The 12,879-nt window shown below is 74.5% G+C and carries 13 protein-coding genes; 12 read left to right on the top strand and 1 reads right to left on the bottom strand.

The window, feature by feature from the left end; all coding sequences use genetic code 11:
- The 12 genes from IT347_03500 (at position 1) to IT347_03445 (ending at position 10,856) form a co-directional block, all read left to right on the top strand.
- Positions 1–1,032: an undecaprenyl/decaprenyl-phosphate alpha-N-acetylglucosaminyl 1-phosphate transferase gene (locus tag IT347_03500; protein MCC6348641.1), complete on the top strand. Its 1,032-nt coding sequence runs from the start codon at positions 1–3 to the stop codon at positions 1,030–1,032.
- Positions 1,033–1,115: 83 nt separating this feature from the next.
- Positions 1,116–1,325: a KH domain-containing protein gene (locus IT347_03495; GenBank protein MCC6348640.1), complete on the top strand. Its 210-nt coding sequence runs from the start codon at positions 1,116–1,118 to the stop codon at positions 1,323–1,325.
- The gene (gene rimM / locus IT347_03490; GenBank protein MCC6348639.1) at positions 1,315–1,830 is read left to right on the top strand and encodes a 16S rRNA processing protein RimM; all 516 of its coding nucleotides are present in this window, start codon (positions 1,315–1,317) and stop codon (positions 1,828–1,830) included. Before IT347_03495 ends, rimM begins: the two co-directional genes overlap by 11 nt.
- Before the next feature lie 5 nt (positions 1,831–1,835).
- On the top strand, positions 1,836–2,594 hold the full coding sequence (gene trmD / locus IT347_03485) for a tRNA (guanosine(37)-N1)-methyltransferase TrmD (GenBank protein MCC6348638.1): 759 nt from the start codon (positions 1,836–1,838) through the stop codon (positions 2,592–2,594).
- The gene (locus IT347_03480) at positions 2,591–3,799 is read left to right on the top strand and encodes an O-antigen ligase family protein (protein MCC6348637.1); all 1,209 of its coding nucleotides are present in this window, start codon (positions 2,591–2,593) and stop codon (positions 3,797–3,799) included. Before trmD ends, IT347_03480 begins: the two co-directional genes overlap by 4 nt.
- Positions 3,799–4,956 (top strand): glycosyltransferase, encoded by a 1,158-nt coding sequence (locus tag IT347_03475; GenBank protein ID MCC6348636.1) that lies wholly within the window; start codon positions 3,799–3,801, stop codon positions 4,954–4,956. The genes IT347_03480 and IT347_03475 overlap by 1 nt, the downstream gene beginning before the upstream one ends.
- Positions 4,953–5,813: a class I SAM-dependent methyltransferase gene (locus IT347_03470; protein MCC6348635.1), complete on the top strand. Its 861-nt coding sequence runs from the start codon at positions 4,953–4,955 to the stop codon at positions 5,811–5,813. Before IT347_03475 ends, IT347_03470 begins: the two co-directional genes overlap by 4 nt.
- A 7-nt stretch (positions 5,814–5,820) precedes the next feature.
- Positions 5,821–7,059, top strand: coding sequence for an oligosaccharide flippase family protein (locus tag IT347_03465; GenBank protein ID MCC6348634.1), 1,239 nt, complete (start codon positions 5,821–5,823; stop codon positions 7,057–7,059).
- Positions 7,056–7,787, top strand: a complete 732-nt coding sequence (locus tag IT347_03460) for a class I SAM-dependent methyltransferase (protein MCC6348633.1) — start codon at positions 7,056–7,058, stop codon at positions 7,785–7,787. Before IT347_03465 ends, IT347_03460 begins: the two co-directional genes overlap by 4 nt.
- A gap of 14 nt (positions 7,788–7,801) precedes the next feature.
- Positions 7,802–8,881 carry a glycosyltransferase gene (locus tag IT347_03455; protein ID MCC6348632.1) on the top strand — a complete coding sequence of 360 codons (1,080 nt, stop codon included), beginning with the start codon at positions 7,802–7,804 and terminating at the stop codon, positions 8,879–8,881.
- Positions 8,878–9,759 carry a glycosyltransferase family 2 protein gene (locus IT347_03450; protein MCC6348631.1) on the top strand — a complete coding sequence of 294 codons (882 nt, stop codon included), beginning with the start codon at positions 8,878–8,880 and terminating at the stop codon, positions 9,757–9,759. Before IT347_03455 ends, IT347_03450 begins: the two co-directional genes overlap by 4 nt.
- Entirely contained in the window at positions 9,756–10,856 is a 1,101-nt protein-coding gene (locus IT347_03445; protein ID MCC6348630.1) for a glycosyltransferase family 4 protein, read from the top strand. The genes IT347_03450 and IT347_03445 overlap by 4 nt, the downstream gene beginning before the upstream one ends.
- A gap of 358 nt (positions 10,857–11,214) precedes the next feature.
- On the opposite strand, the gene IT347_03440 is transcribed toward IT347_03445, so the two are convergent.
- Positions 11,215–12,567: an undecaprenyl-phosphate glucose phosphotransferase gene (locus IT347_03440; GenBank protein MCC6348629.1), complete on the bottom strand. Its 1,353-nt coding sequence runs from the start codon at positions 12,565–12,567 to the stop codon at positions 11,215–11,217.
- Positions 12,568–12,879 lie beyond the last annotated feature (312 nt).

The raw sequence follows: 12,879 nt of genomic DNA, 5'->3' as shown, positions 1-12,879 counted from the left end.
GTGGCCGTCTTCCCGCTGGGCGCGTTCCCGATCGCCCTGCTGGTGTCCTTCGCGGCGATGCCGCTCGTCGTCCGCCTCGCGTGGGCGACCGGCTATCTCGACCACCCCGAGGCGCGCAAGCTGCACACCTCGGCGACCGCGCTGCTCGGCGGCGCGGGGGTGTTCGCGGTGGCGCTGGCCGTTTGGGGCGCGGCGATGGCGGTCATGCCGCACACACCGTCGGACTGGGAGGCCTACTACCTGCTGTTCGGCGCGGGCATCGCGCTCGGGCTGGGCCTGTGGGACGACCGCTTCGGCATGTCGCCGCAGATCAAGATGCTGGGGCAGGCCGCGGCCGCGACCATGATCATCGCGGGCGGCGCGGTGCCGGAACTGGGCCTGCCGGCGGGCGTCGAGGGCATCCTCGCGCTGGTGGCGCTGGTGGCGCTCATGAACGCCGTGAACTTCCTCGACAACATGAACGGCATGGTGGGCGGCCTCGCGGCGATCGCGCTGCTGGGCTTCGCCTGGACCAGCTTCGAGCGGGGGGCGAACGGCGTCGCGGCGGCCCAGCTGGCGCTGGCGGGGGCCTGCCTGGGGTTCCTGCCGCACAACTTCCCGAGGGCGCGGCTGTTCCTGGGCGACGCGGGAAGCCTGCTCTTGGGTTATAGTCTCGGCGCTTCGGCCCTGCTGGCGATGAAGTCCGCGCCCGCGGGCTGGGGCCAGGCCGGCCCGGCGATCATGCTGGCGTACCCGGCGTTCGATCTCGTCTTCGTGGTCGTCACCCGTGTGCGTGACGGCCGCCCGGTGCAGCAGGGCGGCAAGGACCACAGCAACCACCGACTCGCGAGTGTCCTCAAATGTCCGATTCGAACCGTCCTGATGATCTGGCTCAGTGGGGCCGTCCTATGCGCCGCCGGAATCGCTACGCTGCGCCTCAATCGGCCGATCCCAACGCTCCTCCTGTCGGTCCCGTTGACGATCCTGCTCTTCTGGAGCGGGCTGCGACTATCGTCCGTGCCGATCGCCCGGCCGTCCCCGCCGGCGAGGTGATCGGCGCCCCGCGCCCGGCGCGGCAGCGCATCCAGCAGGAGCCGGACGACCTCGACTTCCAGCTTCGCGACCTCGTCGGCTTCATGGCGAAGGGTCTGGTGGATCATCCGGGCGACGTGGTCGTCGAGATCCTCTCGGCGGGCGACGACGGCGTGCTCGAGCTGCACGTGAACCCGGACGATCTCGGGCACGTGATCGGCAAGCAGGGGCGCACCGCGCGCTCGCTGCGCCTGGCGCTCGGCGCGGCGGCGGGACGCATCGACCGCCGCATGACGCTCGAGATTGCCGACTAGGCTGGTCTTCCTCGGCCGCGTCGGTCGGACGCACGGCGTGGCGGGTGAGGTGTACGTGGATCGCACGTCGCTCGGGCCCGAGGCATGGCTGGCGGTGGGCCGGCTCGAGTGGCGCGGCCGCGGCGGGCAGGCGCGGCGCCTGGATCTCGAGGCCATGCGCCCGACGCACGACCGGCTGCTCGCGACCTTCCGGGGCGTCGGCGATCGCGAATCGGCGGCCGGGCTGACCAACGGCGAGCTGTGGGGCGACGCGGACCGGCTGCCCGATCCCGGCCCGGGCGTGGCGTACACGTTCCAGCTCGTCGGCCTGCGCGTGGTGGGGACGGACGGCGCCGAACTCGGCGTGGTGCGGGACCTGTCGTTCGCGGGGGCCCAGCCTCTCTACGTCGTCGAGCACGGGGGCCGCGAGCGGTTGCTGCCGGCCTACGAACCGTTCCTCAAGCGGGTGGATCTCGACGCCGGCGTCATCACGGTCGAGCTGCCGCCCGGTCTGCTGGAGATCTGACGGTCGTGCGGGTGACGATCGTCACCATCTTCCCGGAATGGTTCACGAGCCCGTTCGCCGAGGGCATGATCCGCGTCGCCCGCGAGGCCGGACGGCTCGAGCTCGAGGTCGTGAACCTGCGCGCGTTCACGGACGACACGCACCAGAGCGTGGACGACGCGCCGTTCGGCGGCGGACCGGGCATGATCCTGAAGATCGAGCCGGTGGACCGTGCGCTGCGCGCGCTGGCGTTGCCGCCCAGGGGCGGGCGGCCGGCCGGGACGAAGGTCGCGCTCACCTCGCCGCAGGGCCCGCGATTCACGCAGGAGACGGCGATCGCCTGGGCGGCGCTCGAACACCTCGTGCTCGTCTGCGGGCGCTACAAGGGCGTGGACGAGCGCGTCGCACGCCACCTCGCGGACGAGGAGTTCTCGGTCGGCGACTTCGTGCTCTCGGGCGGCGAGCCGGCGGCGCTGTGCGTGGTGGACGCGGTGGCGCGGCTGCAGGAAGGCGTCGTGGGCACGTTCGACTCGGTCGAGAGCGACTCGTTCCATTCCGGGCTGCTCGACTGCGACTACTACACGCGGCCGGCGGACTACGGCGGCTGGAAGGTGCCCGAGGTGCTGCTCTCCGGGCACCACGCGCAAATCGCGAAGGCGCGTCGCGAGGAGGCGCTGCGGCGCACGCTCGAGCGCCGGCCCGACCTGCTCGAGACGGCGGCGCTGACCGACGAAGACCGCAAGGTCCTGCGGCGGCTCGCGCGCGGGAAGGACCCCGGGGCGTGAGCGCGCGCGCGCAGGGAAGCGCGGCGGACGTCGCGACGCGGCCGGCCGGGCCGCTCGTCGCGGCCGCGGGCGCGGCGTTCGTTCTGTTCGCCTTCGTGCTGCCGGGCTCGATCGCGCCGATGGGAATCGGCGCGGCGCTGTGCGGCGCGCTGACGATCGCGGCGATCGCCAGCGGGCGGGCGCGCTGGCCATACACGCCGGTGAACCTCGCCTGGCTCGGCTGGCTGCTCGCGCTGCTGCTGTCGGCGGTGTTCGCGGTGGACCGCGGCGCGAGCCTTCCGCGGCTCGGCAAGGGCTTCATGCCGCTGCTCGTCGGGCTCGCGGCGCTGCACGGCGCCGACCGCCGAACGGGCGAGCGCGCGCTCGCGGCCTACCTCGCGGCGTCGGGGGTGGTGGCCGCGCTCGGCATCGGCCTGTGGCTCGCGCACGGCGCGAGCTTCGAATCGCGCGCGCGCGGGCTCTCGGGCCACTACATGACGTTCGCCGGCCAGCTTCTGCTCGAGCTGCCGGTCGCGCTCGGCGTGGCGCTTCTCGCACGCGGGAGGCGCTGGCGGCTGGGCGCGGCCGCGGTCGCGGTGGTCGGGCTGGTGGCCCTCGCGGCGACGTTCACGCGCAGCGCCTGGATCGGCCTGCTCGTCTCGGGCGCGGTGCTCCTCGGCGCGTGCGCGCCGCTCGGGCTCGTGGCGCTCGCGCTGCTGGCGGTCGCGGCCTGGTTCCTCACGCCCGGCACTCTGGGCGAGCGCGTTCGCAGCGTCTTCGATCCGGCGAACAAGTGGAACGAGGAGCGCATGCACATGTGGGACGCCGGGCTGCGCATGTTCCGCGACCATCCGCTGACGGGCGTGGGCCTGCAGGACCTGCACGCACTCTACGACCGCTACCGCTCGCCGGCCGCGGTCGAGCGCGCGGGCCACCTGCACAACGTCGTCGTCCAGATCGCCGCGACGATGGGCGTGGTCGGGCTGGCGGCCTTCACCTGGCTGTACGGCTCGCTGGTCAGTGCCGCGTCCGCGGGGCTGCGGCCGCTGGTGAAGCGTCGCGGGCTCGCGGCCGGGCTCAAGCTCGGCGTCACCGCCGCGCTCGCGGGCTTCCTGGTCGCGGGCTTCTTCGAATGGAACTTCGGCGACGAGGAACTCCTCTACCCGCTGTTCACGCTCGTCGGCCTGGCGTGGGCGGCGGGCGCGTGGGACGGGCCGGAGGCCTGATGCGCGTCGCGCTGGTGCACGACTGGCTGACCGGAATGCGCGGCGGCGAGCGGGTGCTCGAGCGCGTCGCGCGGCTGTTTCCGCAGGCGCCGATCTTCACCCTCGTCTGGAACCGCGGCTCGGTGTCGGCCGAACTCGAAGCGCACCCGATCCGCACCTCCTTCCTGCAGGGCCTGCCCGGGGCGGCCCGGCACTACCGCAACTTCCTGCCGCTCTTCCCGCGAGCGATCGAGAGCTTCGACCTCTCGGGCTTCGACGCGGTGATCTCGACGAGCCACGCGGTCGCCAAGGGCGCGCGCGCGGGCCCCGGAGCGTTCCACCTCAGCTACATCTTCACGCCGATGCGCTACGTCTGGGATCTGGAGGACACCTACTTTCCGCCGGGACGCTTTCCGTGGCCGCTGTCGGCGTACGTGAAGCGTACGTGCGCGAGGTTGCGCGACTGGGACCGCCGCACCGCGGACCGCGCACACCTCCTGCTCGCGGACTCGGCGTACGTCGCCGGTCGCATTCGCCGCCACTGGGGACGCGACGCCGAGGTGGTGACGCCGCCGGTGGACGTGGACCGTTTCACCGCGGGAACGGGCGCGCGCGAACGCTACCTGCTCGCCGGGGCGTTCGCGCCCTACAAGCGCGGCGATCTCGCGCTCGCGGCGTGCGCGCGACTGGGGCGGCCGCTCACGGTCGCGGGCAGCGGGCAGGAGCGCGCGCGGCTCGAGCGGCTCGCGCCGCCGGGCAGCGTGTTCCTCGGCTGGGTCGCCGAGGCCGGGATGCCGGGCCTTTACGCGTCGGCGCGCGCGCTGCTCTTTCCCGGCGAGGAGGACTTCGGGATCATGCCGGTCGAGGCGATGGCGAGCGGCACGCCGGTCGTCGCCTACGGGCGCGGCGGCGCGCTCGAAACGGTCGGTCGCGGCGCGGACGCCGCGGCGCTGGCGGAGGTCGCGGCCGGCGGCATCGCGCGTGTGCCGGGCGGCGTGCTCTTCGGCACGCAGTCGGCGGACTGTCTCGCGGCCGCGATCGCCTGCCTCGAAGCGACGCGCTTCGATCCGCACGAGCTGCGCGCGCTCGCGGCGCCGTTCGCCGCCGAAGTCTTCGACGAGCGCTTCCGCGCGGCGTTCGAGCGCGGGCTCGCCACACGGCGCGCGGGGGCGGCATGACGCGCGGCCCCGGCGGGGCGCGGACCGGCCCGGACGAACCTGGCGCCCGCCCTCGCGACACGCGGCCCGGCGCCGACGACGCACGGCCCGACCACCGCACCGATCGGCAAGACCGCGCGATCCTGGCCGAACTCGCCGCGCACGCGCGCGCCGGCATGCCCGAGATGCTGCAGTTCGGAAGCCTCGCCTCGGCGCACCAGTACCTGCCGCTCCATCGCCTGTGGCGCCGGAACGTCCCCGCGGGCGCGGAGGTCCTGGACTGGGGCGCGGGCAACGGGCACTTCTCGTACTTCCTCGTCCGCGGCGGCTGGCGGGCGACGGGCTTTTCGTTCATGCCCTTCCTTTACGAGCCGTGGCTGCCGAAGTCGCCGGCGTACCGTTACGTGCCCGGCAGCGAGTCGGAGCCGGTGAAGCTGCCGTTCGCGGACGCCTCGTTCGACGCGGTCGCCTCGATCGGCGTGCTCGAGCACGTGCGCGAGACGGGCGGCAACGAGCCGGGCAGCCTCGGCGAGATCGCGCGGGTGCTGCGGCCCGGCGGCGTGTTCGTCTGCTGGCACTTTCCCAACCGCTGGAGCTGGATCGACTCGATCGCCCGGCACGTGCCCGGCAAGCACCGGCACTTCTGGCGCTACACGCGCGACGACATCCGCGGCCTCGTCGCCGGCGCGGGCCTCGAGCTGCTCGAGACGCGGCGCTATGGCGTGATCCCGCGCAACAACGCCCACCGCCTGCTCGGGCCCGCGCGCGACGCGGCGTGGGCCGCGGATCTCTGGGACGCGGTGGACGACGCGCTGTCGTGGCCGCTCAACGCGGTCGCGCAGAACCACTGTTTCGTGGCGCGCAGGCCGGTGGGCTGAGGCGGGCATGCTCCGGCGCATCGCGGCGCATTCGCTGCTGTTGCTGACGGGCGAGGGGTTCTCGCGAGGGCTGACGTTCGTGACGACCGTCGTGCTCGCGCGCGTGCTCGGCCCCGGGGCCTTCGGCGTGCTCGCGTTCGCGCAGGCGCTGCTCGGCTACGCGCTGCTCGTCGGCGACGGCGGCCTCGCGACCCACGGCGTGCGCGCGGTCGCGAACGCGCCGGCCGAGGCACGCGCGGCGTGGACCGGACTCGCGACGGTGCGCCTCGGGCTCTCGACCGCGGCGCTGGCGATCGCCATGCTCGCGGCGTGGGCGCTGCCGGCGGAGCCGCTCGTGCGCACGGTCGCGCTCGTGACGCTGGCGGCCGCGCTGCCCACCGCGCTCCTGCCCGACTGGACACTGCGCGGCCTGCAGCGCATGGGCCGCGCGGCCGTGCTCAACGCCGTGCCCGCCGCGGTGACGCTGGTGCTGGTGCTGGCGTGCGTGCACGCGCCGGGAGACGTCCCGCTCGCGGCGCTCGCGCGGACCGCCGGCTCCGCGGCCGCCGCGGTCCTCGGCATGGTGTGGATGCGTCGCTGGCCGTTCACGCGCGCGGCGCAGCAGGAGGGGGCCGCGTGGCGCTCCGCGCACGGCGGCACGGTGCTGATGCGCGCCGGAGCCACGATCCTCGCCGCGAACCTCGCGGTGCTCGTCTACAACAGCGCCGACCAGCTCCTGCTCTTCGCGCTGGCCGACGAGCGCGCGGTCGGGCTCTACGGCGGCGCGTACCGTATCCTGCAGCTGCCCTTCGCGGCGTTCTACGCGCTCACGGCCGCCTCGCTGCCCGCGCTGAGCGCGGCGATGCGAGACGACCCGGCGGGCGCCCGCCGCACCGCCGCGCGGCTCGAGTGGCTGGGGCTCGCGGCCGGCGCCGCGCTCGCCGCGGCGCTCCTGTGGGTGCGCGCCCCGCTCCTGCAGGCGCTCTACGGTCCGGGGTATGCTGCCGCAGCGCCCGCGCTCGGGGTGCTCGCGCTCGCGATCCCGCTCGATTTCGCGGTGTCCGTGCGCGGTCTCGCGGCGATCGCGGCCGGGCGGGAGCGCACGAACCTGGTTCTCGCGGCGATCGGTGCCGCCGCGAACGTGGCCGCGAACCTCGTGCTCATTCCGCGCGCGGGGATCGTCGGGGCCGCGTGGGCGACGGTCGGCACCTACGTGGTGCTCTACCTGCTCTATCGGGCGTTCCTCGATCCGGGGGAGAAGCGATGACAGGCCGGTTCCGCGAGCGCCTCTATGGCGCGTACTACAGCACCACCTTCGCGCGCGCGAACCCCGCCACGGACGCGGACTACCGCATGCGCGCGCGCATCCTGCGGCAGGTCCTGCTGCCGCACCTGCCGGCGTCGCGGGACGCCCGCCTCCTCGATCTCGCCTGCGGCAACGGCTACGCGGTGCACATGCTGCGCGAGGCCGGCTACACGAATGTCCGGGGCGTGGACCTGAGCGGCGAGCAGGTTGCGCTCGCCCGGCGGCGGGGCCTGCCGGTCGAAGAGGGCGACGCGTTCCGCACGCTCGAGGGCGAATCGGCGAGCTGCGACGCGATCCTCGCGCTCGACTTCATCGAGCACCTCGACCGCGACGAACTGCTCGCGTTCTTCGACCTCGCCCGCAAGGCGCTGCGCCCCGGCGGGCGGCTGGTCGTGAAGACGGCGAACGCCAACTCCCCGATCGCGACGCGCCTGCGCTGGGGCGACCTCACGCACGAACAGCTGTTCACCGAGAACTCGCTGCGCGCGGCGTTCCAGGTCTGCGCGCTCAAGCCCCTGTTCATCGGCGGCCAGCGCTACCGGCCGTTCACGGTGGGGGGTTGGGCGCGGCTCGCGGTGGCGAGCGTCGGGCGCTGGCTGTGGGGCATGTACCTGATCGCCGACCTGGGCCGCGAGGGCGTCGGCGTGCCGACCGAGTTCGACCTCGTCGGCGTGGCCGAGCCCGCCTGAGCCGCGAGCGGCCCGTGCGCGTCTGCTGGGTGCTGACCGATCTCTCGGGCGGCGGAGCCGAACGCCTGCCGCTCCGGCTCGCGCCGGCGCTCACGCGCGCCGCGCTCGAGATCGTGCTGCTCAAGGACCGCGTCGAGCACGACGTGCCCTCCGGTGTGACGGTGCGCACGCTCGGGCCGGCGCGTCGCTCCCTCGCGTCCGGCGCGCCGCGCCTGGTCGCGGGCCTGCGCCACGCGGCGAGAGGCGCGGACCTCGTGGTCGGCGGGCTGGAACTGGACGCGACCTGCTTCGCGGTGGCGTGCGCGGCGCTGGCGCGCCGCCCGGTCGTGGCGGTGGTGCACACCGACCTCGAGCGGACCTACGCCCACTTCCGCCTGCCGGGCGCGCAATGGTGGGTCTACGGCCGCGCGCTCGCCGCCTGCCGCCGCGTCGTCGCCGTCTCGCCCGAGGCGCTCGCCGCGGCGCGGCGACTCGGCGTGCCGGACGAGCGGCTGGTCGAGATCCCGAACCCCGCGCCACCCGCGCCGCTCGCCGCCCGCTCCCCGCGCGTCGCCGGCCAGCCGTTCAGGTTGCTCGCGGTCGGCCGGCTCGTTCCCGAGAAGGCGCACGATCTGCTGCTCGATGCGCTCGCCCGCGTCGCGGATCGTTCGATTTCGCTCACGCTACTCGGCGACGGGCCGCTCCGGGCCGCACTCGAGGGGCAGGCCGCGAGCCTCGGGCTCGGCGGGCGCGTCCGGTTCGCGGGCTTCGTTCGCGACCCCGCGCCCGAGATGGCTCGCGCGCATGCGTGGGTGCTGACCTCGCCGGCCGAAGGCCTGCCGCTCGCGCTGCTCGAAGCGATGCAGGCGGGACTGCCGATCCTTTCGACGCGCTGCGGCCGCGCGGTCGAAGGCCTGCTCGAGGGCGAGCCGACTGCGGGCGTGCTGGTGGATGCGGGCGACGCGGCGGCGCTGGCCGCCGCGATCGACGCGCTCGCCGCCGACGAGCCGCGCGCGGCGGCGCTCGGCGCGGCGGGCCGCGAACGGGTGCGCCCGTTCACGCCCGATGCCCTCGCGCCGCGGTGGGAGCAGGTCTTCGAGGAGGCCGTGCGATGACCGGGGCGCAGCGCATCAGTGCGATCGTGCCGTCGCTGGACCGCCCGGACTGGCTGGCGCGCTCGCTCGCCGCCCTGGCGGCGGCGCAGCCGGGCTTCCACGAGGTCGTCGTCGCGGACCAGTCGCGCGGACCCGAGGCGCGGGAGTTGTGCGAACGCTTCGGGGCGCGCCACCTGGGACTCGCCGAACGCGGTCTGTCGCGCGCGCGCAACGCCGCGCTGCAGGTCGTGACCGGCGACTGGGTGGCGTTCCCGGACGACGATGCGACCGTCGCGCCCGACTTCGTCGCGGCGTTCGCCCGCGCCATCGCGCATTCGCCCGGGGCGGCTTTCGTCTGCGGCCACGTGACCTACCCCTCGGGCCGGACGATGCAGCCGGGCATGGACGGCCGGGCGCGCCCGCTCGCGGACGTCGAGGACGTCCTGCGCACCGCAGTTAGTCCCGGGCTGGTCGTGCGCCGCGAGGCACTCGAGCGCGCGGGCGGCTTCGACGAGCGCCTGGGCGTCGGCGCCGAGTACCCGAGCGGAGAGGAGTCCGACCTGCTGATCCGCCTTCTCGCGAGCGGTGAGACCGGCGCGTACGCTCCCGAGGTGCGCGTGGACCATCCCGACCCGTTCGAGATCCGCGACGACGCCGGTGCCCTGCGCCGCATGAGCTCCTACGGCCGCGGCTGGGGCGCGCTGTTCGCCAAGCACTCGGGGGGCCCCGACGGCGATCGCTTCGCGCGCCTGCAGCGCCGCTACGAGCGGCGGGCATGGCTCGGGGCGTTCGCGTTCGCGCTGCGCCTCGACCTGCGGCGCATGCGCGAGTACGCCGCCGCCCATCGCGGCCGCCGCGAAGGGTGGCGCGACTGGCTGGCGAGGGAGGGGCGCACATGAACGTCGCGCTCGACGCCCGCAAGCTGTTCGACGGCGGCATCGGCACGTACATCCGCGGCGTGCTCGGGGCGCTCGCGCGCGACGTTCGCGGCGACGCGTTCACGGCGCTCGTGGACCCGCGGGACGCCGGCCGGGTCGCCTGGCCGGGTCCGGTGGCCGAGCGGACCGCGAGCGCGGGCAAGTACGGGCTCTCCGAGCACTGGGTCGTGCCGCGCGAAGCGCGCGCCGCCGGCGCGAAGGTGCTGCACGCCCCGCATTACACGCTGCCGCTGCTCTGGAACGGACCCGCCGTGGTCACGATCCACGACCTGATCCACCTGCGCTTCCCGCAGTTTCACCCGCCGGGCGCCGCGCTCTACGCGCGCGTCGTCGCGGGCGCCGCGGTGGCGCGCGCGCGCGTGGTGCTGGCCGATTCGGAGTTCACGCGCGAGGACGTGATCGAGCTGCTCGGCGCGAATCCCGACCAGGTCCGCGTGGCCTATCTCGCCGCGCCCGAAGGCCTGGCCGCGCCGCCGCCCGGGGCGGTCGCGGCGTTCCGCGCCGCGCGCGGGTTGCCCGCCGACTACGTCCTGTATGTCGGCGCCCGCAAACGCCACAAGAACCTCGGGCTGCTCTTGCGGGCATGGGCGGCGATGCGCGGGAGCGAACGCCCACCGCTCGTCCTGTCCGGCGCGCCGTGGCCCGCGGACGACCGGCACGCGCACCTCGCGGCGGCGCTGGGCGTCGCGAAGCACGTGCACTTCGCCGGCGAGTCGCGCGACGACGGGTCGCTCGCCGCGCTCTACGCCGGCGCGGCGCTCTACGCGCACCCGGCGCTGTGCGAAGGCTTCGGCCTGCCGCCGCTCGAGGCCATGGCCTGCGGCACGCCGGTGCTCTCGAGCGACGCCGGCTCGCTCCCCGAAGTGGTCGGCGACGCCGCCCAGCTGCTTCCGCCGCGCGACCCGGCGGCCTGGGCGCATGCGATCACGAGCCTGCTCGGCAGCCCCTCGCGCCGCGACGGCCTGGTCGCCCGCGGCCGCGAGCGCGTGAAGCGCTTCTCATGGGCGAAAACCGCCGAAGCCGCCCGCGCCGCCTACCACGCGGCGGCGGCGGAGTAGGCGACCGCACCCGCGAAAGCCCCGGGCGGCCCGCGATGCAGGCGAACGCACCCGCGAAAGCCCCGGGCGGCTCGCGATGCAGGCGACCGCACTCGCGAAAGCCCCGGGCGGCTCGCGATGCAGGCGACCGCACTCGCGAAAGCCCCGGGCGGCCCGCGATGCAGGCGAACGCGGTGCGTCCGAGGAGCCGCGAAGCCAGGGATGGCGGGAGCGGCGACTGGATGCAGCGAGAGCGAGGCAGGATGCCGAGCCGAGCGGGCCGCGTTCGCCTGCATCGCGGGCCGCCCGGGGCGCCCGCCGCGAGCCGGTGCCCGTCGCGAACCGGCACCGTCGCGAACCGGCACCGTCGCGAGCCGCCTCAGTACGCCGACGCGTCGCGGAACACGCGCACGACCGTCAGCAGCAGGATCCGCACGTCGAACCACAGCGACCAGTGCTGGACGTAGAACAGGTCGTACTCGATGCGCCGCGCCAGCGGCGTGTCGCCGCGCAGGCCGTTGACCTGCGCCCAGCCCGTCATGCCCGCCTTCACGTGGTGCCGCAGCATGTAGCGCGGGATCGAACCGCGGAAGTCCTCGACGAAACGCGGCTGCTCCGGCCGCGGTCCCACCAGGCTCATGTCGCCGGCGAACACGTTCCACAGCTGCGGCAGCTCGTCGAGCGAGAGCTTGCGCAGCCACGCGCCCAGCTTCGTGCGCCGCGGGTCGTCCTTCGTCGTCCACGCGACACCGGCCGCCTCGGCGTCCACTCGCATGCTGCGGAACTTGAGCATGCGGAAGCGCCGCCCGTTCATGCCGACGCGTTCCTGCGCGTAGAAGACCGGACCCGGTGAATCGAGCCGGACCAGGATCGCGAGCAGCAGAAGGATGGGGGAGAGCAGCACCAGTCCGAGCCCCGAGCCGGCGAGGTCGAACGCGCGCTTCACGACCGCGTTCCAGCCCTGCTCGGGACTGTCGGTGACGAGCACCACCGGCAGCCCGTCGAAGTCCTCGACGCTGGGGTTCAGGCGGAACGCGCTCGTCAGGTCGGGCACGAGCCGCACCGAGGCCGTCGAGTCGGCGAGCAGCCGGAGCGCCTCCTCCTCGGCCTGCCACTCGGGCCGTGCGAGCGCCAGATAGATGAGCTCCGCGCCCTCCTCGCCGGCCAGGCGCGGCAGATCCGCGATGGACCCGAGCACCCTCGCGCCGTGGACGGTCGCGCCGACCTGCGCGGTGTCGGCCGCGACCAGCCCGTGCACGCGCAGCCCGAAGTCGGAGTGCCGGCGGATCTTCTCGAGCACGACGCCGGCAAGCTCGCCGGTGCCGACGACCAGCACGTGGCGCAGGTTGTGGCCGCTCTTGCGCAGGCCTCGAAGCATGAGCCGCAGGACGACTCGGCTCGCGCACAGCACGAGCGATCCGGTGAGGAAGAAGATCAGGATCACGAGACGCGACAGCTCGCCGCGCGAAAGGTAGGAGCCGATCGCCGCGAGCGCGCTGATGACGAGCATGGACTGGACCAGCGAGAGCAGCTCGGACCCGAGCCTCGCGGTTCGCGCCGAGCGGTACAGGCGCAGCGTCCGCAGCACGAGCAGCGCGCTCGGCACCAGTACGGCCCCGCTCCAAAGATAGAGCGACAGCGGCGCGAGCCCGCGCGGCGCCGGGAGGCCGAGGCCGTGGAAGCGCAACCACCAGGCGAGCAGCCACGAGCCGCCGATCAGGACGGCGTCCACGGCGAACATCGCGGAGGCGAAGAGTTGCCGGCTTCGGGCGAACATCGCGGCGCAATGTAGCCGAAAGGGCGCGGCGCCGGAATCGGGGCGGAAGTAGCGCCGGTGCGAGCGGCGCGCGGAAGGACGATTCGATTCGGAGGCCGCTGGACAGGGTTGAAGCCGCCCGCTGCCCCGAGACCGCGAGTGCGTCGCCGCCGCCCGCGCACTCCCCGACGTCTCCCTCGAAAACCGCGTGAAGCAAACCCTCCGAACCCTCGCCCCACCGGCGCCCGCAAGGAACATCCCCAGGCGGGCAGCCCCGCATGACCCCAT

Source organism: Candidatus Eisenbacteria bacterium, from assembly GCA_020847735.1.
Classification (GTDB): domain Bacteria; phylum Eisenbacteria; class RBG-16-71-46; order RBG-16-71-46; family RBG-16-71-46; genus CAIXRL01.
The sequence above is the reverse complement of the archived record's forward strand: the minus strand, read 5'-3'. Positions and strand labels throughout refer to the sequence as shown.

Coding starts and splice junctions, on each gene's coding strand:
- IT347_03465 (MCC6348634.1), top strand. CDS start 5,821: ATGCTCCGGCGCATCGCGGCGCATTCGCTGCTGTTGCTGACGGGCGAG.
- IT347_03445 (MCC6348630.1), top strand. CDS start 9,756: ATGAACGTCGCGCTCGACGCCCGCAAGCTGTTCGACGGCGGCATCGGC.
- IT347_03460 (MCC6348633.1), top strand. CDS start 7,056: ATGACAGGCCGGTTCCGCGAGCGCCTCTATGGCGCGTACTACAGCACC.
- IT347_03470 (MCC6348635.1), top strand. CDS start 4,953: ATGACGCGCGGCCCCGGCGGGGCGCGGACCGGCCCGGACGAACCTGGC.
- IT347_03475 (MCC6348636.1), top strand. CDS start 3,799: ATGCGCGTCGCGCTGGTGCACGACTGGCTGACCGGAATGCGCGGCGGC.
- IT347_03450 (MCC6348631.1), top strand. CDS start 8,878: ATGACCGGGGCGCAGCGCATCAGTGCGATCGTGCCGTCGCTGGACCGC.
- IT347_03495 (MCC6348640.1), top strand. CDS start 1,116: ATGGCGAAGGGTCTGGTGGATCATCCGGGCGACGTGGTCGTCGAGATC.